Raw genomic sequence first — 18,905 nt, 5'->3', positions numbered from 1 at the left:
ATGGAATTGATTGATAAAAAGACGATAGGAAAGAAATTGAATGGACGGCTGCTGCTCAACAAGGTGCTGAAATACATCTTCCTTCTGTGCACCCTCGTAGGACTGGTCGTCCTGGCGACCCTGCTGATCGACACGATCATCGATGGCTGGAGCTATTTGACGACCGACTTCTTCACGAACTTCAGCTCGAGCCGCCCTGAAAACGCAGGCATCAGAGGTGCCCTGATCGGTACTTTATGGCTGATGGCAACTACAGCACCCATCGCAATCATCCTGTCTGTAGGTACAGCCCTTTACCTGGAGGAATATGCACCAAAAAATAAGCTTACTGACTTCATAAAGATAAACATCTCCAATCTCGCGGGCGTTCCTTCAGTCGTGTTCGGTCTGCTCGGCCTTACGCTGTTCGTCAGAATGGCCGGACTCGGGAATTCCGTCCTTGCGGCGGCACTGACGATGTCGCTCATGATTCTGCCTGTAATCGTTGTGGCTTCCCAGGAGGCCATCCGGTCGGTACCATCCTCCATCCGTGAAGCATCCATCGGCATGGGGGCGACAAAATGGCAGACGATCACCCGGATCATCCTCCCCGCCTCATTGTCGGGAATCATCACTGGAATCATTTTGGCACTCTCCCGTGCCATAGGAGAAACAGCGCCGCTCGTCGTCATCGGCATACCGACGATCCTGCTGTTCACACCGACAGGCGTATTCGATACATTCTCAGCCCTGCCGATGCAGATATTCTCATGGGTCAAAATGCCAAATCCGGAATTCCAGTCCATTACAGCGGCAGCGATACTCGTGCTTCTGTTCATCCTGTTCCTGATGAACTCGGTGGCAATATATATAAGGAATAAATACTCTAAGCGTTTTTAATCTGGAGGCTTTAATATGACTTTGACAAAAGTAAAAGAGGAAAAAGATATGAAAATAATAAATGACACGGCAACCCGAGAACGCCCGGCGGACATCGAGACGGCGCAGCAATCCCAGCCTGTATTCCAGGCGAAGGACTTCAACCTGTGGTATGGGGACAACCATGCCCTGCAGAATATCGACCTTGATTTTAACAGGAACGAAATCTCCGCAATCATTGGGCCTTCCGGCTGTGGGAAATCCACTTTCATAAAAGCCCTGAATCGCATGGTGGAACTCGTGCCCATCGTCCGGACGGAAGGGGATATCCTCTACAGGGATCAGAGCATCTTCGACAAGTCGCTGACCGTGGAGGAACTGCGCACAAAAGTGGGCATGGTCTTCCAGAAGCCGAACCCATTCCCGAAATCCATCTACGACAATGTCGCCTACGGTGCACGGGTTCACGGCATACGCAATAAAAAGGTGCTGGATCAGGTGGTGGAGAAAAGCCTGAAGGGCGCAGCCATCTGGGATGAAGTGAAGGACAGGCTGGGTGATAACGCCTATGGCTTCTCCGGCGGCCAACAGCAGAGGATCTGCATCGCCCGCGCACTGGCGATTGAACCGGATGTCATACTGATGGATGAACCGACAAGCGCCCTCGACCCGATTTCCACAACCAAAATCGAAGATCTGATGCAGGAACTGAAGAAGGACTACAGCATCATCATCGTCACGCACAATATGCAGCAGGCCGCGAGGATTTCAGATCGCACTGCATTCTTCTACCAGGGCCACGTCATCGAATACGACAGAACAAATGTCATCTTCGAGAAACCGAAGGACCAGCGCACGGAAGACTATGTTTCAGGCAGGTTCGGGTAAGTATGACATACCGCGGAAAATTCTCCGATGAAATGCGGAGGCTGTATGACAATGTCAACTCGCTGGGATATGAGTGCTATGACCGTCTGAAAGGGAGCACCTCCATACTTTCGAGCGATAACACTGATGATGCGCGGCGGTTGGTTGCTGACGATCTCAGGATCAACAGGATGGAAGAGGAGATAAACATCCAGGCAATCAACCTGATAACGACCCAGCAGCCTGTAGCCACAGACCTCAGACTCATCATTTCGAGCATCAAAGTGGCCGATGACCTCGAACGTATCAGCGATAACATCAGCAATCTGGGAGAGGTGCGGAAGCGGGTGCGCATCACCAATCAAAGACTTTTGCTGCGCCTGTCCACGATGGAGCGCCTTGCACTGCTGATGCTGGCCGATGTAAAGACTGCATATGACACCAGCGATGTCGATCTGTGTACAGAAATCATCACTCGGGATGAGGACATCGATGCACTCTTCGTCCAGATCACCACGTCGGATATCTTTGAGGAGACCGATGCCTTTTTGACAGGGCAGAGCCAGTTGTGTGCGAAATACCTTGAGCGGATCGGGGATCATATAAAGAATATGGCGGAACATGTCTTCTATGTACTTACAGGGGACAAACACGAAAGCAGAAAACAGATGAACTAGATCCTGGAATACTCCAGGATCTTTTTTCTGTCCGCTAATTTCAGGCTATGGCTTTTTCTTTGCTGTGATGAGGATTATAATGGATATGATATGTCAACTACTACATAAGAAATGGGGCATTAAAATGAGCAAAAAAACTCTGCGCAAGGAAATGATATCCACGCTCTCTTCCATGGATGAGCAATATAAGAAGGAAAATGAAGAGACACTCAAATCAAGGCTGCTCGATTATATAGAGAAGCACGATATCGGGTCGGTCGGCATCGTCCTGGCCATGCCGCACGAAATGGATACGGATGATATCATCAGCCACCTCGTCAGGCAAGGGAAGCTGGTATATACACCCGTTTGCGAATACAGCAGCAAGCAGTTGAATTTCTGCAGGTTCACCTCATTCGATAAAGTCACGAAGGATGAGAAGAACCTGCGGGTTCCCGAAGATACGGAAGATGTAAACAACAGTCCCGACCTCATCGTCGTACCAGGGTTGATCTATTCTGAAGAGGGCTACCGCATCGGATATGGCGGCGGCTTCTATGACAGGTTCCTGAGCCACTATGATGGCCTGAAAGTTTCCCTGCTGTTCGAGGAGCAGCTCGGTGAAGTCATTGTGGAGCACCACGACATACCCGTGGACCTCCTGATCACACCGGAGCGGATCATCGACGCAGAAGCGAAGAGGGAGAATGATGCATAATATATGGCATATCGCCTACGAAGTTTCACGCTATACAGGCTATTCTTTCTTCAGGTATGACAATTCCCGCGATGCCATATGGCTGAAGGATTCCAAGAAAAGGGCACTCATGTGCCTCCCCAGCGTCTATATCGCTGAAGAGGGGCTGGATGAAGAAATGTACTACCTCGAGAACATGAACCATCTTTTCTCACAGGACATGGATATTTCATTGATTGAAAGCTACCACATGGCTGAAGAAAAGCATGTGAAGAAGTACAGGCAGGACGGTACGAAGATCATACAGAAGGGGATTACGGATGCGAAGTCCATCGTAAACAATCCCTTCTTCAGGATGGACCTCCAGTATAAGAAGCCGAAAGACGCAGGATATTACCAGCGCAGGCTGATGAGCCGGCATCCATTCGAGAAGTTCATGATCAAGTTTACACCCATGACCTACCTGCTTGTATGCATCAACCTGCTGGTGTTCCTCTTCAATCTGGCAGCAATCCATCTTTGGGACTCCTATAACCTGACATATATGATGGCGCTGAGCCATTACAATGTGATTGCGGGGGACTTCTACCGGCTGCTGAGCAGCAGTTTCCTGCACATCACTGTCGACCATTTCCTCTTCAATATATTCGCACTCTATATACTGGGCAAATTCGTTGAAAGCATCTTTGGCGGATGGCGGCTGCTGATTGCATATATCATCACCGGAGTCACCTCCAGCCTGTTCTCGCTGATGTTCGTGACAGAAGGCATTTCACTCGGTGCGAGTGGGGCAGTCTATGGGCTGCTGGCGATAATCGTCGTCCATCTCCTTGTGAACGGGCGTCTGAGCACAAGGCTGCTGATTCAGATTGCCGCCGTCTTCATCGTGGTCTCACTGTTTTCCCAGCTCATATCGAACGTGAATCATTATGCACATGTCGGCGGCCTGCTGTTCGGTGCATTGTTGGGTGTGCTCTATCATCCTAAAAAGTTCAGCAGCAAATGGCGCATCATAGCACTTGCGTTGCTCATCGGCCTATCGGTGCTTTCCTTCATGGTCATGCATCAGAAGGAATCCTCCCATCCATTGACAACCCAGGCGATGGAGTACATCGATGAGGGGGAATACGACGCTGCACTCGATATCCTCAATCAATCCATACGGACGAACAACGAGACGGCGGCCACCTATCATGCCCTCGGGCTGATTGCCGAGTATCATGGAAATATGGAGCAGGCACGTCATTTCCATGACATCAGCTGGGAGCTCGATCCAGATGCAGAGCAGGTTGCCCGCCACAGACTCATGCAGCTTCGGAAAGAGAGGAATTATGAGGAGATGGCACGTATTTTGGACAATTTCAATACGGAAACGATAGATGATCCACAGTTGAAGCAGATTGCCGAGGAGTTCGACAATGGCTAGGGATCTGACATACATCAACAAGCTGCTGCTCCGTTACGGCATTTATGTATACGACAAAAATATGGGGAACATGCTCAAACTCATGGAGATGGAAATAAAGGAATTGTATAGCCATGGACTCATATCGAAAGAAGAATATATAGAAGCAGTGCTGATTTTGAAACGACGGAAAGAGGGATGAACATGAAGCATATATTGGCAACTGATATTGGAGGCACGACATGCAAGATGGGTGTATTCACACCTGAACTGGAACTGTTGCATAAATGGGAGATTCAAACGGATACTTCGGATGAAGGTGGCAGGATACTCGGGAATATCCATCAATCCTTCCAATCGGAAGGCTACAGCCCTGAAGATACCATTGGGGTTGGACTTGGTGTTCCGGGACCTGTGGACTTCAATAATGGGATACTGAACGGAGCCATAAACCTGAACTGGATGCATCGCAAGCCGATTGCCGCAGAGTTCGAGGCTTTGAGCGGCATGAGTACGATCGTCGACAATGATGCAAATGTGGCTGCCCTCGGAGAGCAGTTCAAAGGTGCCGGGATGGGGCACAAGGATGTCGTCATGGTGACACTCGGTACCGGTGTTGGTGGAGGCGTCGTCTCGAACAGCCTGCTCATCCATGGACATGGAGGCGCCGCCGGTGAGATCGGCCACCTGCTGGTCGACTACGACCAGCGTTTCCAGTGCAACTGCGGAAAAAAGGGATGTCTTGAAACAGTCGCTTCAGCGACTGGAATGAAGAATCTTGCACTGCACTATTATGGTGGCAGCAAGGATACACGCCTATCCCAGGAAATAGAAGATGGTACCGTTTCAGCCAAAATGATTGTTGAGGCAGCACAGGAGGGTGATGCGCTCGGCCTCCGGGTGGTTGATGAAGTTGCACAGTATATCGCAATCGCCCTCAGCCACATCTCTGCTGTAACAAACCCCAAATACTTCATCATCGGCGGAGGGGTCAGCCGCGCCGGCCGGATATTGACTGAGCGGATAGAAGCGCATTACAGGCCGATCACATTCCCGCCTGCATATGAGAACACCGAAATCGTCATGGCGGAACTCGGTAACGATGCCGGCATTTATGGTGCGGCGCGTCTGGTGAAACAATATCTGACATAATTAAAAAGGGAGCACAATTGTGCTCCCTTCTTTTTATAGGAAATCGCTGATGCTGTAGCTTTCGGAAAAGCCGAAGTTGTCGGAGGTGATGATGCGATGGGCAACATAGGCCACAACTTTCGGCGGATAGAGACGATTGGATTCCTTATATTTTTTGAATGTTTCAAGGTCGGGGAAATCATCTGGATCAGCAGAACGGATCTCACCCTGCATGTCCGTGTCTATGACCCCTGGACGGTAGGTTGCTGTAAAGATCGGATAGTCGAGGCGGTCCATCTCTTGGCGCAGCACATCGCTCACCATATTCACTGCGGCCTTCGAACTGCAGTAGGCAGCCCATCCTTCCATCGGGTTCAGTGCGGCACCACTGGAAACCGTAAGTATGCGCTTCGCCGCCTGCAGGTCACTGAAGGCATTTACATACCCCTTCATGAGAAGGGCGGGGGCGAGGACATTTATCTTGTAGTTGTCCATAAAGCCCTGTGCGTCCATGTTGGCGATCGATTTAACCGGGTTTACAGTGCCGGCATTATTGATCAGGTAGATTTCATCCCCTTTTTCCGGCTCGATCGAATTGAATATTTCAGGAACCTTCTCTTCCAATGCCTGCTCATCCAGGAAGTCCACATGGAATTCCCTATACAGTTCAATATCCGTATCAACTTTCGAACGGGAAATGCTGATGATGCGGTCCTCCCTGAATATATCGAGCAGTGCGTGCCCGAGCCCGCGGGTTGTGCCTGTAATGAATACATATCTCATTAATCATCTCTCCTTCTGTGTTAAATCAAGTATAAATAAAGGAAAAAACTTTGTAAAATATAAAACATGCATAAAAATGAATAAATATACTTGATTTAGAATCTTTATAATGCTATCATTCTAATCATTACATTAATCAATATTAAAAAATTATAGAGGTGACCGAAATGAAGGAAAAAGTGGTATTGGCATATTCAGGTGGTTTGGATACAAGTGTAACCATCCAATGGTTCATTGATAAAGGATACGATGTCGTGGCAGTCTGCCTGGACGTTGGAGAAGGAAAAGACCTTGATGTCGTTCATCAGAAGGCTTTGGATATGGGCGCAATCGAATCCCATGTCATCGATACGACGAAGGAATTCGCTGATGAGTTTGTTGCATATGCAATCTACGGCAATTCGATGTATGAAGGGAAATATCCGCTGGTCTCTGCGCTGAGCCGTCCGCTCATCTCGAAGAAGCTTGTCGAGATAGCGCATGAAGCGAATGCAGACTACGTGGCGCACGGATGTACAGGTAAAGGGAACGACCAGGTGCGCTTTGAAGTGGCGATACAGGGACTGGATCCGACACTCAAGGTGCTTGCACCTGTACGCGAATGGACATGGAGCAGGGAAGAAGAAATCGATTATGCAAAAGAGAAGAACATTCCAATTCCAATCAATCTGGATTCCCCTTATTCCATCGACCAGAATCTCTGGGGCAGAAGCAACGAATGCGGCGTGCTGGAAGATCCTTGGAACAAGCCGCCGGAAGATGCCTATGACCTCACAAGCAACATCGCTGACGCACCGGACGAAGCAGAAGAGCTCGTACTCACTTTCAAAGAAGGGCTCCCGACTGCAATCAATGGTGCCTCCTATGACCTGGATGACCTCATCATCAAGCTCAACGAAATTGCAGGTGCACATGGGGTTGGAAGAATCGACCACGTCGAGAACAGGCTCGTCGGCATCAAATCCCGTGAAGTCTATGAAACACCGGGTGCCAAAGTGATTCTCACGGCGAAACATGATCTCGAGACGATCACCCTCACGAAGGATATCGCACACTTCAAACCGGTCATCGAGCAGAAGTTTGCTGAACAGGTATACAACGGCCTATGGTTCTCCCCGCTGTCCGATTCATTGAGGAACATGCTCAAGGATATGCAGCAGCCTGTCAATGGCGAAGTCCGCGTCGAATTGTACAAAGGAAACGTCACTGTTACCGGCAGACGTTCAGACAACAGCCTCTACAACGAAAAACTGGCGACCTACACGAATGAAGATGCCTTCAACCAGGATGCTTCCGTTGGATTCATAGAGATCTTCGGACTTCCGACAAAAGTGAAATCCATGCTCGAAAGCGGAGTGAAGCTTTATGACTAAGAAGGCCTGGGGCGGCAGATTTCAAGGTGAGGCCCTGGAGTGGGTGGATGCATTCAATGCATCCATCCATTTTGATAAGGTGCTGATTGAAAAGGATATCACCGGCAGCATTGCACATGCGACGATGCTCGCAGCGCAGGGCATCATTACAGGAGAGGAAAGGGACCAGATCATAGAAGGTCTGAAAGCGGTGCTGGATGATTATGATGCAGGACGCCTTGAATTTTCCGTCCAGCATGAAGACATCCATATGAATGTCGAACATGCCCTGATCTCCAAAATAGGCGAAGTGGGCGGCAAACTGCATACTGCACGCAGCAGGAATGATCAGATTGCCACAGACATGCACCTCTACATCAAAGAGAAGGCATATGAAATCATCGAGAGCATCGAGACGCTCCAATATACGATACTCAACCTTGCCAAGGAGAATATCCATGTCGTCATGCCGGGCTATACACATCTGCAGCGTGCGCAGCCCGTGTTGTTCTCGCATCACATAATGGCCTACTTCTGGATGCTCAAAAGGGACAAGGACCGTTTCAACGATTCACTGGCGCGCATCGACCTTTCACCGCTTGGCGCCGGTGCGATCAGCGGGACGACGTTCGATATAGACCGCGAACAGACCCAGGAGCTCCTTGGTTTCTCGGACATCTACCAGAACAGCATGGATGCTGTAAGTGACCGGGACTATATCATCGAAACGCTGTCCAACATCAGTCTCGTCATGGTCCACCTTTCGAGATTATCGGAGGAGATCATCTTCTGGATGAGTGAAGAGGCGAACTTCGTGCAGCTGTCCGATCAGTTCACGACGGGCAGTTCCATGATGCCGCAGAAGAAGAACCCTGATATGGCTGAACTGATCCGCGGCAAAAGTGCGCGTACGACAGGAGCGCTTACAAGCATGCTTATGCTCGTCAAGGGCCTGCCGCTCACCTACAACAAGGACCTCCAGGAAGATAAGGAAGGGGTCTTTGATGCAGTGACGACGGTTACGGGATCCCTCCGCATCATGACCGGGATGCTCGAAACTATGACGATAAACGAAGATGTGCTCGAACAGACCGTCGAAAAGGACTTCTCCAATGCTACGGAACTGGCCGACTATCTTGTGGAGAAAGGCGTGCCGTTCAGGAAGGCCCATGAAGTGGTCGGTGAACTGGTCTTGAAATGCATCAACGACAGCAAATATCTGAAGGATCTATCCCTCGCAGAATTCCAGGCTCACCATCCGTCCATCGATGAGGACATCTATACTGTACTGACACCAAAAGTTGTAGTCGACAGAAGGAAGAGCCTTGGCGGAACTGGTACGGAAGCGGTTGAAAAGCAGCTTTCTGCAGCCGAGGCCACACTGTCCATATAGAAAAATAAAAAAGGCAAACCCAGTGTGGGTTTGCCTTTTTTGATACATGCGGATGGATCTAGTGTGCCAGATCCGGATAACCGTATGTAAAGATGGTAGCAATTGCAAAGAATCCAAATGTAATGACTGTAGCAAAGCTGAATAGAACAGCCAGCAGGTTCCTGTTCTTGACTGCAGCCACAAGTCCCCATACGCCGACGATCGCAATCATCAGCATCAGTATCGAAAAAGCGTTGACTCCGATATGGATGGTAATACCGCCAATTTCAAACAGTTCACCAGTATCGATGAATGGCATTTTGCTCAACCTCCAATGTTCTCTTTATTCTCATATATATTGTATAATTAAAACGTAGCTTTGTCGAGTGGATTTTAAGGGGGGACCAGCATGAAGATTAAAGTATTACCATTGGGACCATTGGAGACGAACTGCTATATTCTGGAGCATGAAGATGAAGTGCTGATCATCGACCCGTCAGGGGATGCAGATGAAATCATCAGTGCAGTCGAAGAGGGGCAGACGGTGAAGGCAATACTGCTGACCCATGCACACTTCGACCATATCGGCGCACTTGATGAAGTTGCGGCCCATTTCGGGGTCGATGTATGGATAGGCAGGGAAGAGCAGGACTGGCTCGGAGATGCCTCGAAGAATGGTTCAGGCAAGTACAGGGATATGGGGCTCGAGCTCATCGAATCCTCCATAACTCCAGAAATCATTGGAGAGGGAGAACGCCGGATTGGCAGCTTCAAGTTCCAGGTGCTGCATACACCAGGGCATTCACCCGGCAGCATGAGCTTCCTGTTTGAAGGTTTCATCGTCTCCGGCGATGTCCTTTTCAATGGCGGCATCGGCCGGACCGACCTGTATCAGGCGGATCACCTCACCCTGCTGAACAGCATCAGGGAGAAGCTCTACACCCTTGATGAAGACCTGACCGTGTATCCGGGACATGGGCCAGATACGACGATCGGTGAAGAGAAGACCGGCAACCCTTTTGTCAGGGCATAGGCAAAATAAAGAACCAGGCAGATGATATCTGCCTGGTTCTTTATTAGTGCTGGTTACCGAAACTCGGCTCGAGCAGGAAGGTTGTGAAGTATGTAAATCCTACAAAGAAAAAGACCAGGTATGCAGCAAATACATACATATACATTCTTTCAGTGAGCTTCATGTAGCCGAGTAGAATGAAGAATCCAGTTTGAGCGATGAAGAACAACGTCATCATCATCATGTCACCGACATAGAACAGGATTGCAAACATTGCAGTCCAGAACCCCAATGTCTTGAATAACTTATCCATAGGAACAGTCCTTTCATCGTTACTTAACATATCATAGTCAATTATAAATAAATTGCATATCAAAGTAAATACTTATCGGTATAAATGTAATGTAACCCATTTCCATTAATCCCTATTATACAGCAAATCAAACACCATAATGCAAAAATCCATCATTTATTTCAGAAAAAATCAAAACGCCCCTTTTGCTCCATATATAGGGTAGGAGGTGAATGATGAAACAGCTGGTTGAAGAGATATTGAAAGATGCAATGCATCAGAACGCTACGGACATCCACCTGACGCTTGAGAGTGCAATGGGCCTAGTCAGGATAAGGAAGGCGGGGGAGATGCACCCCCTAAAGGAAATGACGGTGGAGACATACCGGAAATCCGTGAATTATCTAAAGTTCATAGCAGAGCTTGACATCAATGAACACAAGACTCCCCAGAGCGGGCGGACGGCAATCAATATTGAAGACACAGTGTTGAATGTCAGGGTCAGTACACTCCCGATCTCCCTGATGAACGAAATCGTCGTCATCCGTGTGCTCAATGCGATGGAGGGCCGTCCTTCATCCGCGTTGTTCAACTCGCCGGGAGATTATGATTTCTTCCTGCCGTACCTGGGGCGTCAGCAGGGGCTGATCCTTTTCACCGGACCTACAGGGTCGGGGAAATCCACACTCATGTACAGGCTTATCCAGGAAGTGGCCGCATCCGGCAGGCGGCAGATCATCAGCATCGAAGATCCGATCGAATATGAACTTGATGGTCTGGTCCAGGTGGAAATCAACGAAAAAGCGAACATAGACTATGCGCCGCTCCTGAAAGGCGTGCTCCGATGCGATCCGGACATCATCATGTTCGGAGAGATCAGGGATGCCACCATCGCCTCCCAGCTCCTTAAGGCGAGCCTTTCAGGGCACCTGGTGCTCAGCACCTTCCACAGCAGGTCGGCAGTCAGTACGTTGAGCCGCCTGAAGGATTACGGACTCTATGACGAAGAGATTCTGCAAAGCATCTCACTGATCGTGAATCAGCGCATCATCTATACAGGGGGTGGAAGCTTCATCATCTATGAATCACTCGACAACAGCCAGATCGAAACTTTATTGAAGGGCGGCACCATACGGCATCAGACGATAGTGGACAAGATCGATGCCCTCCACCTTGCGGGGAGGCTCACAGAAGATGAACATCTTTCATATGTGGAGAAATTCAAATAGACTCGGAAAATATGATGCCCATTTTCTCATGAAAGTTGCAGACCTCCTCGAAGTCGGCTTCACACTCAAACAGGCCCTTGTGTTCCTGATTGAACAGTATGATGTACTGAAGCCGCAGCAGCAGGACGAGTATCTGGATATGGTCAATTCAGGCGGCAGCCTGAGCAGCATATTGAAGGCGATGGGGTACAGGGACGCCATCGTCATCCAGGTCTCCTTCGCCGAGATCCATGGAGAGGTGCTTGCAAATTTGAGGGATTCATCCGCCTACTTGAAGAATGTCAGGCAGACGACTGCCAAGCTGGTCAAGTCACTGCAGTATCCAATGCTCCTCGTCGCAATATTCCTCACTATACTCATTACACTCAACTTCACTGTGATCCCCCAGTTCAAAAGCCTCTATTCAGCGATGGGGACAAGTTCTGAAGGGGTCGTAAAGATGCTCATCATGGCTCTTGAGGCCCTCCCGCTTGCGATACTCATCTTTGTGTTCGCGGTCATGCTTGCCGGAAGTATCATACTATATCTGCTGAATATGAAGGACATCGAACGGAAATCGAAGGTTCTGGCACGCCTCCCTTCCATCGGATTCTTCTTCATCGGCTACCAGACATACCGGTTTTCCCGCGAGTTCGGCTATTTCCTGAATAACGGCCTGGAAGTGAAGGAGATCCTGGACCTATTCATACACCAGGAGATCAACCCTTACCTCCGCCACATCTCCAGGCGCATCGAGACAAAACTCCTGGCCGGGGACTCGCTCTCGCAAGCTCTTGCACACATCGAACTGCTGGACCCGAAACTTTCCATATTCGTCAATCACGGAGAACAGAACAGCAGCGTAGGGAATGAACTCATCATGTTCAGCGAATACACACTGGAGCGCCTGATCATGCGCATCGAGAATGTGACCAGGAAGGTGCAGCCTGTCATCTTCGTCATCCTGGGTGTCCTGATCATCTGCCTCTATCTGATCATCGTATTACCGATATTCCAAATGATGTCATCCATCAACTAGGAGGAAACAAATGAAAAAGTCATGTGCAAAAAAATTAAAGAAGAATAACGATGCCGGCTTTACACTGATTGAAATGCTGCTTGTCCTTCTCGTCATATCCGTGTTGATCATCCTGATCATACCGAACATAGCGGCCCAGAGTGCGAATGTACAGGATACCGGCTGTGAAGCGCAGGTCCGCATGGTCCAGAGCCAGGTAGAAGCCTACACTCTGAACGAAGGGGGACCGCCGGCAACCATAGACAGTCTGGTCCCTGAATATTTGACGACTGATCAGGTCACATGTGCAAATGGGGATGCGATTGTGGTTACAAATGGGCAGGCGATACGCAGCGAGTGATGGGTTCACCATGCTTGAGATGATGCTGACGCTCTGCATCATCAGCGTCCTCATGCTACTCAGCGTGGTGAACATGCCCTCGGATAAAGGGAGGAACATCGATCATGAGATTGAAACCATCGGCTATTTTCTCCAGAGTGCCCAGACGGGGGCGATGGGCAGCGGCATTCAGCAGATCGTTGAAATGGACCGCCTGGAACAGCGTCTCCTGATCCGCGGCAGAAATGGCCGGGTCATCAGAACCCATTCCCTCGACATCTGTAAATTGAAGTCTGGAGGCCTGGAGCGGATCATATTCAAATCCAATGGAGACACGGACAAATTCGGCACCATATCATTCGACTGTCTTGGCCGGCCCGTAAGCTTCATTTTTCAGATACAGAGGGGGCGGTTCAGAATTGAAGGATAAAGGATTCATGCTCGTCGACAGTCTGCTGGCGATGCTGATCTTCGGCATCATCATAAGCGTACTGATGCCTGCAGTGATGATGCTCGAACAGACGATGACGGAGTCGGAAGAGGCACTTGAATTCAACAGGCGGCTGTATCTCGAAATACTTTCACATGAAGATTTCGAAGCTTTCAGGAGGAGCACTTCTTCCTATATGATCCATGACAATCGGATCTGCAGCATAAAAACTAAAAAGCGGTGTGCCTATTTTGAATGAGCCGGGGGGATTCACCTACATTGAAGCACTGGTCAGCCTGTCCATCGCCGCTTTTGTCATGGCGCTAATGCCATCGATCCTCATGCAGTTTGATGCGGTACAGACACCGAAAAAAGGCTTTGAAATGGATTTCTTCATCTTTGAAATTACAGAGGTGCATGAAGGAAGTACAGATGTGGCTGCCGATGGCGGAAATGAAGTGATCACCTTTAAGACCGCAAAGGGCGACATCAGCTACCGCAAACATGGCAGCCGCATAGTCAAGAGTGTCGAAGGAAGCGGATTTGTGACCGTCATGTTCGAAGTGGAGCAGTTCAATCTGCGGGAAACCGATACCCATGTTGTCCTTACAGTAGCTTCGGGGGAGGGGGAGAACAGTGAAGCACTTCTTTTCACGAAATGATGCTTTCTTCAGCTTTTCCGTATACTTCATATTGCTATATCTGGTGGGGCTGTATTACCATTATCATAATAGGATGTTCATGATACTGGAAATACAGTCGAGCTTCATAGAGATATATCAGATGCGGATCCAGGGACTGATGGACTAGGAGGAAAAATATGATACTTATAGGCTTCATGGGAAGCGGAAAAACGACTATTGCTGACGCTTTGGGTGAAAGGATGGACCTTCCGGTCATCGACCTGGATGAAGAAGTGGTAAAGCTCGCCGGCAGGGAGATTCCCCGTATATTTGAAGAGGAGGGGGAAGCAGGGTTCAGGGAGAAGGAATTTGAGGCACTTTCACGAACCAGCAGGACCAGCGGCATCATCGCCACAGGCGGAGGTGTCGTTACATATGGCCGGTCCTACGATTTCCTCAAGAATACGGAACAGCCGGTGATCTATCTCCATGCGGACTTCGAGACCCTCTACCGACGGATCGAAGGGGATGAGAACCGGCCGCTGGTAAAAAGCAGGGATCAGGTCAAGGCACTCTATGAAGGACGCATAGAAAAATACCGGGCAGTTGCAGACCATGAGATGGATGCTTCACTTCAGGTGAATGAAGTGGTTTCGGACATTCTCGAAATAAAGTCGTGTTAGGGCTTACATTTTGTTTTTAAAAGCCTTGCCATTTTATCGATATAGGGGTTATAATGAGTTCGGATTAATAATTGAAAATTTTGCGATTGAACAGTGCTCGAGAGAACGAGTGATCGTCGCCGAAGGAGCAAGCCTAGCAGGTGAATCTCTCAGGCAAAAGAACAGCACTGGGACGCATTCCTGAAGGAAATCAACAGGGCAGCTGATATTCAGCTGTCCTGTTTTTTATTAAAGGAGGAAAATCATGTCTGAACTTAAGAAAACACCATTGTATGATTATTACCAGGAATCCGGAGTCAAGGTCATCGACTTTTCGGGTTGGGCACTGCCTGTACAATTCAGCAGCATCAAGGAAGAACATACTGCTGTGCGTGAAGCCATGGGAATGTTCGAGGTCAGCCATATGGGTGAGATACTCGTGGAAGGCAATGAAGCGGAAGCGTTTGTAAACTATGCACTGAGCAATAATGCTGAGAAGCTTACGGATGTAAAAGCACAATACACGATGCTCTGCAACGAGCAGGGTGGAGTCATCGATGACCTCGTCATCTACAAGCTAGAAGAGCAGAAATATCTCCTCGTAGTGAATGCCGGCAATACGGACAAGGACTACGAATGGCTCAAGTCCATCTCCGGCTATGACGCAACAGTGACGAATGTATCGAAGGAGTACGGCCAGATTGCAATACAGGGGCCGGATGCCAGAGCAGCAGTCCAAAAGCATGTGGATGAAGACATCAGCGAAATGAAGATGTTCCAGTTCAGGAAAGATGTTGACATCAACGGATGCAACGTCATCCTGTCCCAGAGTGGGTACACCGGTGAGGATGGATTTGAAATCTACTGTGCTGCCGAAGATACTGAAAAGCTCTGGAAGCTGTTCATCGACGAAGGCGCTGCACCATGCGGCCTTGGTTCCCGTGATACATTGAGGCTTGAAGCAGGTCTGCCTCTCCATGGCCAGGACCTCACAGAAGAAATCACACCTATTGAAGCGAACATGGGCTTTGCCGTAAAAGTGGACAAGGGTGATTTCATCGGCAGGGACGTCCTGAAGGAACAGAAGGAGAACGGCGCACCAAGAAAGCTTGCCGGCTTCGAACTGGTGGGCAAAGGCATAGCAAGGACGGATTATGAAGTGACTGACAGCGAGGGTAACAAGGTCGGCTATGTAACCAGCGGTACACAGTCTCCACTGACCAAACGTTCAATCGGTCTTGCACTTGTAGACCGCGACTTCCACGAAATCGACAAAACGTTCAACATCAAAGTCAGGAACAAGGATGTAGAAGCCAAGTTCGTCAAAACACCATTCCACAAAAATTAAGAGTATAAGGGAGTGTATGAATTGAGTCATCGTTATTTGCCATTAACTGAAAAAGATAAGAAGGATATGCTCGATACGATCGGTATCGACAGCATTTCCGAACTGTTCGAGGATATTCCTGAGAACGTAAGATTCAAAGGAGAACTCAATCTTAAGGAAAGAAAGAGTGAAACAGCACTGCTGCGTGAACTCGCGAACATTTCCAACAAGAACATCACGTCCGAAACCCATGTTTCCTTCCTGGGTGCCGGTGTCTATGACCACTATATCCCTACGGTAGTGGACCATGTCATTTCCCGTTCAGAATTCTATACGGCCTACACACCATATCAGCCGGAAATTTCCCAAGGGGAGCTGCAGGCAATCTTCGAATTCCAGACGCTCATTTCCGAACTGACTGCCATGGATGTTGCAAACTCATCCATGTATGATGGTCCGACAGCCTTCGCAGAAGCTGCAACAATGGCAGCAGGCCAGACCCGCAAGAAGAAGGTCGTCGTTTCAAAAGGTGTACATTACCAGGCGATTGAAGTGCTCAAATCCTACTGCAAGGCGCAGGGCATCGAAGTAGTGGAAGTTGAGCTTGACGGCACTTATACGGACCTTGAAAAGCTGGATGCTGCATCTGACGAAGATACTGCAGCAGTGATGGTCCAATACCCGAACTTCTTCGGATCCATCGAAGATCTCGAGGAGATGGAGAAGATCGCCCACAAGCATAAAGGTCTCTTCGTCGTAAACAGCAACCCGCTGGCACTGAGCCTCTTGACGCCTCCGGGTGAATTCGGGGCGGACATCGTCACTGGAGATACACAAGTTTTCGGTATCCCTACACAATTCGGCGGTCCGCACTGTGGCTACTTTGCAGCAACCAAGAAGCTCATGAGGAAAATGCCGGGCAGACTTGTTGGCCAGACTCAGGACGACGATGGAAACCGCGGCTTCGTCCTTACCCTCCAGGCGCGTGAACAGCACATCAGAAGGGACAAGGCGACAAGCAACATCTGTTCCAACCAGGCGTTGAATGCCCTTGGATCTTCAGTTGCGATGAGTGCCCTCGGCAAGAATGGTGCTGTTGAGATGGCAGAGCAGAATATCCAGAAGACATATTATATGAAGAATCAGCTTCAGTCTGCAGGATTCACTGTATTGGAAGGCCAATCCTTCAATGAGTTTGCCGTCAAACTGTCCAAGGACATCGACGAAATCAATGACGAACTGCTCGAGCACGGCTATATTGGTGGATACAACCTCGGCAAAGTGGATTCCGGACTTGCCAACCACATGCTAATTGCAGTGACAGAATTGCGTACGAAAGAAGAAATAGATGGATTTGTCGAAAGGTTGGGTGAATACAATGCTTAAAGGATCCAGTCCTTTGATTTTTGAAAGAAGCACAGAAGACCGTTTTGCCTATTCACTTCCTGATCTGGAAGTGGAGAAAAAGGATCTCAGCGACATCGTGGACAGCAAGTTTATCCGCCAGACTAAAGCGGAACTCCCTGAAATCAGTGAACTTGACCTGATGCGCCACTATACTGAGCTCTCGAACAAGAACCATGGTGTGGACTCCGGTTTCTACCCACTCGGTTCATGTACGATGAAATACAATCCGAAAATCAACGAAAAAGTTGCCAGAATGCCAGGATTTGCATACAGCCATCCACTCCAGAGCGACAAGACGATCCAGGGGTCACTTGAAATCACATATGATATGCAGGAACACCTCAAAGAGATTACTGGAATGGACGAAATCACTCTGCAGCCTGCTGCAGGTGCACAAGGTGAATGGACTGCCTTGATGATGATCAAGGCGTTCCACGAGGACAATGGCGACTTCAAGCGTACGAAGGTCATCGTTCCGGATTCAGCACACGGTACAAACCCTGCAAGTGCAGTGGTTGCCGGATTCGAAGCTGTTACTGTGAAATCCAATGACAGGGGACTTGTGGACATCGACCACCTCAAGAGTCTCGTCGGGGATGACACGGCAGCCATCATGCTGACCAACCCGAACACACTCGGACTCTTCGAGGAGGACATCCTTGAAATCCGCGACATCGTACACGAAGCAGGCGGCAAACTCTATTATGATGGCGCCAACCTGAATGCGATCATGGCAAAAGTAAGACCTGGGGACATGGGCTTCGATGCCGTACACCTCAACCTGCACAAGACATTCACCGGCCCTCACGGCGGCGGTGGACCAGGTTCCGGCCCAATCGGCGTCAAATCTGAACTTGCCAAGTACCTTCCGAAACCAGTTGTCGTCAAAAATGATGACGGCTCCTACAAGGTCGAGCATGATGTACCGAAGAGCATCGGACGCGTCAAGCCGTTCTTCGGCAACTTCGGCATCTATCTGCGTGCCTATACGTACATCCGTACGATGGGACCAGACGGCCTCAAGGAAGTTTCAGAGATCGCGGTACTCAATGCCAACTACATGATGAGAAGGCTCGAAGGTACATTCGACCTGCCTTACAAGCAGCACTGTAAGCATGAGTTCGTCATCAGCGGATCAAGGCAGAAGAAGATGGGTGTGCGTACGCTCGATATGGCGAAACGCCTGCTCGACTTCGGCTACCACCCGCCAACCATCTACTTCCCGCTCAACGTCGAAGAGTGCATGATGATCGAACCGACAGAGACCGAATCCAAGGAAACATTGGATGGCTTCGTCGATACACTGATCGGCATCTCGAAAGAGGCGGAAGAGAATCCGGATATCGTCCTGGAAGCACCTCATACGACAGTCATCGGCCGTCTGGACGAAACACAGGCAGCAAGAAAGCCTGTATTGAGATTCCAGCGTGAAGACATTGTAGACGAAAAATAGAACCCATAGTAA

24 protein-coding genes and 1 riboswitch are annotated in these 18,905 nt (G+C 49.3%); of the genes, 21 read left to right on the top strand and 3 right to left on the bottom strand.

Features of this window, described 5'->3' with window-relative positions; genetic code table 11:
* The 7 genes from pstA (at nt 1) to LLU09_RS02110 (ending at nt 5,635) form a co-directional block, all read left to right on the top strand.
* The gene (pstA, locus tag LLU09_RS02140) at nt 1-879 is read left to right on the top strand and encodes a phosphate ABC transporter permease PstA (protein WP_228310280.1); all 879 of its coding nucleotides are present in this window, start codon (nt 1-3) and stop codon (nt 877-879) included.
* 15 nt (nt 880-894) lie between these two features.
* Entirely contained in the window at nt 895-1,746 is an 852-nt protein-coding gene (gene pstB / locus LLU09_RS02135; protein ID WP_304612933.1) for a phosphate ABC transporter ATP-binding protein PstB, read from the top strand.
* A 2-nt stretch (nt 1,747-1,748) separates the two neighbouring features.
* Complete coding sequence (gene phoU, locus LLU09_RS02130) at nt 1,749-2,402, top strand: phosphate signaling complex protein PhoU (protein ID WP_228310279.1); 654 nt, start codon at nt 1,749-1,751, stop codon at nt 2,400-2,402.
* Nucleotides 2,403-2,526: 124 nt separating this feature from the next.
* Nucleotides 2,527-3,099, top strand: coding sequence for a 5-formyltetrahydrofolate cyclo-ligase (locus LLU09_RS02125; RefSeq protein WP_228310278.1), 573 nt, complete (start codon nt 2,527-2,529; stop codon nt 3,097-3,099).
* Nucleotides 3,092-4,504 carry a rhomboid family intramembrane serine protease gene (locus LLU09_RS02120; RefSeq protein WP_228310277.1) on the top strand — a complete coding sequence of 471 codons (1,413 nt, stop codon included), beginning with the start codon at nt 3,092-3,094 and terminating at the stop codon, nt 4,502-4,504. Before LLU09_RS02125 ends, LLU09_RS02120 begins: the two co-directional genes overlap by 8 nt.
* Complete coding sequence (locus tag LLU09_RS02115) at nt 4,497-4,685, top strand: YqgQ family protein (protein WP_228310276.1); 189 nt, start codon at nt 4,497-4,499, stop codon at nt 4,683-4,685. The genes LLU09_RS02120 and LLU09_RS02115 overlap by 8 nt, the downstream gene beginning before the upstream one ends.
* 2 nt (nt 4,686-4,687) lie before the next feature.
* The gene (locus LLU09_RS02110; RefSeq protein ID WP_094905604.1) at nt 4,688-5,635 is read left to right on the top strand and encodes an ROK family glucokinase; all 948 of its coding nucleotides are present in this window, start codon (nt 4,688-4,690) and stop codon (nt 5,633-5,635) included.
* Between the two features lie 33 nt (nt 5,636-5,668).
* On the opposite strand, the gene LLU09_RS02105 is transcribed toward LLU09_RS02110, so the two are convergent.
* Complete coding sequence (locus LLU09_RS02105) at nt 5,669-6,397, bottom strand: SDR family NAD(P)-dependent oxidoreductase (protein ID WP_228310275.1); 729 nt, start codon at nt 6,395-6,397, stop codon at nt 5,669-5,671.
* Nucleotides 6,398-6,564: 167 nt separating this feature from the next.
* On the opposite strand from LLU09_RS02105, the gene LLU09_RS02100 reads away from it, so the two are divergent.
* Nucleotides 6,565-7,770, top strand: a complete 1,206-nt coding sequence (locus tag LLU09_RS02100; protein WP_228310274.1) for an argininosuccinate synthase — start codon at nt 6,565-6,567, stop codon at nt 7,768-7,770.
* A complete protein-coding gene (argH, locus tag LLU09_RS02095) occupies nt 7,763-9,142 on the top strand; it encodes an argininosuccinate lyase (protein WP_040104658.1) in 1,380 nt (459 codons plus the stop codon). The genes LLU09_RS02100 and argH overlap by 8 nt, the downstream gene beginning before the upstream one ends.
* Before the next feature lie 58 nt (nt 9,143-9,200).
* Here argH and LLU09_RS02090 read toward each other — a convergent pair whose 3' ends face one another.
* Nucleotides 9,201-9,440 carry a DUF2759 domain-containing protein gene (locus LLU09_RS02090; RefSeq protein WP_040104659.1) on the bottom strand — a complete coding sequence of 80 codons (240 nt, stop codon included), beginning with the start codon at nt 9,438-9,440 and terminating at the stop codon, nt 9,201-9,203.
* 90 nt (nt 9,441-9,530) lie between these two features.
* On the opposite strand from LLU09_RS02090, the gene LLU09_RS02085 reads away from it, so the two are divergent.
* Nucleotides 9,531-10,154, top strand: coding sequence for an MBL fold metallo-hydrolase (locus LLU09_RS02085; protein ID WP_228310273.1), 624 nt, complete (start codon nt 9,531-9,533; stop codon nt 10,152-10,154).
* A 43-nt stretch (nt 10,155-10,197) separates the two neighbouring features.
* On the opposite strand, the gene LLU09_RS02080 is transcribed toward LLU09_RS02085, so the two are convergent.
* On the bottom strand, nt 10,198-10,446 hold the full coding sequence (locus tag LLU09_RS02080) for a DUF2626 family protein (protein ID WP_031545000.1): 249 nt from the start codon (nt 10,444-10,446) through the stop codon (nt 10,198-10,200).
* A 215-nt stretch (nt 10,447-10,661) separates the two neighbouring features.
* Here LLU09_RS02080 and LLU09_RS02075 point away from each other — a divergent pair, with 215 nt between their 5' ends.
* The 11 genes from LLU09_RS02075 to gcvPB all read left to right on the top strand — a co-directional run bounded on the left by LLU09_RS02075 (nt 10,662) and on the right by gcvPB (nt 18,893).
* Complete coding sequence (locus LLU09_RS02075) at nt 10,662-11,654, top strand: ATPase, T2SS/T4P/T4SS family (protein WP_228310272.1); 993 nt, start codon at nt 10,662-10,664, stop codon at nt 11,652-11,654.
* A complete protein-coding gene (gene comGB, locus LLU09_RS02070; RefSeq protein ID WP_228310271.1) occupies nt 11,587-12,672 on the top strand; it encodes a competence type IV pilus assembly protein ComGB in 1,086 nt (361 codons plus the stop codon). Before LLU09_RS02075 ends, comGB begins: the two co-directional genes overlap by 68 nt.
* Before the next feature lie 10 nt (nt 12,673-12,682).
* Complete coding sequence (comGC, locus tag LLU09_RS02065; protein ID WP_040104663.1) at nt 12,683-13,012, top strand: competence type IV pilus major pilin ComGC; 330 nt, start codon at nt 12,683-12,685, stop codon at nt 13,010-13,012.
* Nucleotides 12,987-13,421 carry a type II secretion system protein gene (locus LLU09_RS02060; RefSeq protein ID WP_228310270.1) on the top strand — a complete coding sequence of 145 codons (435 nt, stop codon included), beginning with the start codon at nt 12,987-12,989 and terminating at the stop codon, nt 13,419-13,421. The genes comGC and LLU09_RS02060 overlap by 26 nt, the downstream gene beginning before the upstream one ends.
* The gene (locus tag LLU09_RS02055; protein ID WP_228310269.1) at nt 13,411-13,680 is read left to right on the top strand and encodes a type II secretion system protein; all 270 of its coding nucleotides are present in this window, start codon (nt 13,411-13,413) and stop codon (nt 13,678-13,680) included. The genes LLU09_RS02060 and LLU09_RS02055 overlap by 11 nt, the downstream gene beginning before the upstream one ends.
* Nucleotides 13,664-14,083, top strand: a complete 420-nt coding sequence (locus LLU09_RS02050; RefSeq protein ID WP_228310268.1) for a competence type IV pilus minor pilin ComGF — start codon at nt 13,664-13,666, stop codon at nt 14,081-14,083. The genes LLU09_RS02055 and LLU09_RS02050 overlap by 17 nt, the downstream gene beginning before the upstream one ends.
* A complete protein-coding gene (locus LLU09_RS02045) occupies nt 14,058-14,231 on the top strand; it encodes a hypothetical protein (RefSeq protein WP_170156336.1) in 174 nt (57 codons plus the stop codon). Before LLU09_RS02050 ends, LLU09_RS02045 begins: the two co-directional genes overlap by 26 nt.
* A 10-nt stretch (nt 14,232-14,241) precedes the next feature.
* The gene (locus LLU09_RS02040) at nt 14,242-14,727 is read left to right on the top strand and encodes a shikimate kinase (protein ID WP_228310267.1); all 486 of its coding nucleotides are present in this window, start codon (nt 14,242-14,244) and stop codon (nt 14,725-14,727) included.
* A gap of 86 nt (nt 14,728-14,813) precedes the next feature.
* A riboswitch (glycine riboswitch) is annotated at nt 14,814-14,902 on the top strand.
* A gap of 66 nt (nt 14,903-14,968) precedes the next feature.
* Nucleotides 14,969-16,054, top strand: a complete 1,086-nt coding sequence (gene gcvT, locus LLU09_RS02035) for a glycine cleavage system aminomethyltransferase GcvT (protein WP_040104667.1) — start codon at nt 14,969-14,971, stop codon at nt 16,052-16,054.
* A 21-nt stretch (nt 16,055-16,075) separates the two neighbouring features.
* Nucleotides 16,076-17,419 carry an aminomethyl-transferring glycine dehydrogenase subunit GcvPA gene (gcvPA, locus tag LLU09_RS02030; protein ID WP_040104822.1) on the top strand — a complete coding sequence of 448 codons (1,344 nt, stop codon included), beginning with the start codon at nt 16,076-16,078 and terminating at the stop codon, nt 17,417-17,419.
* Nucleotides 17,412-18,893 (top strand): aminomethyl-transferring glycine dehydrogenase subunit GcvPB, encoded by a 1,482-nt coding sequence (gcvPB, locus tag LLU09_RS02025; RefSeq protein WP_228311105.1) that lies wholly within the window; start codon nt 17,412-17,414, stop codon nt 18,891-18,893. The genes gcvPA and gcvPB overlap by 8 nt, the downstream gene beginning before the upstream one ends.
* Nucleotides 18,894-18,905: the final 12 nt, after the last annotated feature.

The sequence above is a fragment of the Salinicoccus sp. RF5 genome, from assembly GCF_020786625.1.
Classification (GTDB): Bacteria; Bacillota; Bacilli; order Staphylococcales; family Salinicoccaceae; genus Salinicoccus.
This window is presented reverse-complemented; position numbering and strand designations above follow the sequence as displayed.

Excerpts from the sequence above, each read along its gene's own strand:
- pstA (WP_228310280.1), top strand. The coding sequence starts at position 1 with ATGGAATTGATTGATAAAAAGACGATAGGAAAGAAATTGAATGGACGG.
- pstB (WP_304612933.1), top strand. The coding sequence starts at position 895 with ATGACTTTGACAAAAGTAAAAGAGGAAAAAGATATGAAAATAATAAAT.
- phoU (WP_228310279.1), top strand. The coding sequence starts at position 1,749 with ATGACATACCGCGGAAAATTCTCCGATGAAATGCGGAGGCTGTATGAC.
- LLU09_RS02125 (WP_228310278.1), top strand. The coding sequence starts at position 2,527 with ATGAGCAAAAAAACTCTGCGCAAGGAAATGATATCCACGCTCTCTTCC.
- LLU09_RS02120 (WP_228310277.1), top strand. The coding sequence starts at position 3,092 with ATGCATAATATATGGCATATCGCCTACGAAGTTTCACGCTATACAGGC.
- LLU09_RS02115 (WP_228310276.1), top strand. The coding sequence starts at position 4,497 with ATGGCTAGGGATCTGACATACATCAACAAGCTGCTGCTCCGTTACGGC.
- LLU09_RS02110 (WP_094905604.1), top strand. The coding sequence starts at position 4,688 with ATGAAGCATATATTGGCAACTGATATTGGAGGCACGACATGCAAGATG.
- LLU09_RS02105 (WP_228310275.1), bottom strand. The coding sequence starts at position 6,397 with ATGAGATATGTATTCATTACAGGCACAACCCGCGGGCTCGGGCACGCA.
- LLU09_RS02100 (WP_228310274.1), top strand. The coding sequence starts at position 6,565 with ATGAAGGAAAAAGTGGTATTGGCATATTCAGGTGGTTTGGATACAAGT.
- argH (WP_040104658.1), top strand. The coding sequence starts at position 7,763 with ATGACTAAGAAGGCCTGGGGCGGCAGATTTCAAGGTGAGGCCCTGGAG.
- LLU09_RS02090 (WP_040104659.1), bottom strand. The coding sequence starts at position 9,440 with ATGCCATTCATCGATACTGGTGAACTGTTTGAAATTGGCGGTATTACC.
- LLU09_RS02085 (WP_228310273.1), top strand. The coding sequence starts at position 9,531 with ATGAAGATTAAAGTATTACCATTGGGACCATTGGAGACGAACTGCTAT.
- LLU09_RS02080 (WP_031545000.1), bottom strand. The coding sequence starts at position 10,446 with ATGGATAAGTTATTCAAGACATTGGGGTTCTGGACTGCAATGTTTGCA.
- LLU09_RS02075 (WP_228310272.1), top strand. The coding sequence starts at position 10,662 with ATGAAACAGCTGGTTGAAGAGATATTGAAAGATGCAATGCATCAGAAC.
- comGB (WP_228310271.1), top strand. The coding sequence starts at position 11,587 with ATGCCCTCCACCTTGCGGGGAGGCTCACAGAAGATGAACATCTTTCAT.
- comGC (WP_040104663.1), top strand. The coding sequence starts at position 12,683 with ATGAAAAAGTCATGTGCAAAAAAATTAAAGAAGAATAACGATGCCGGC.
- LLU09_RS02060 (WP_228310270.1), top strand. The coding sequence starts at position 12,987 with ATGGGCAGGCGATACGCAGCGAGTGATGGGTTCACCATGCTTGAGATG.
- LLU09_RS02040 (WP_228310267.1), top strand. The coding sequence starts at position 14,242 with ATGATACTTATAGGCTTCATGGGAAGCGGAAAAACGACTATTGCTGAC.
- gcvPB (WP_228311105.1), top strand. The coding sequence starts at position 17,412 with ATGCTTAAAGGATCCAGTCCTTTGATTTTTGAAAGAAGCACAGAAGAC.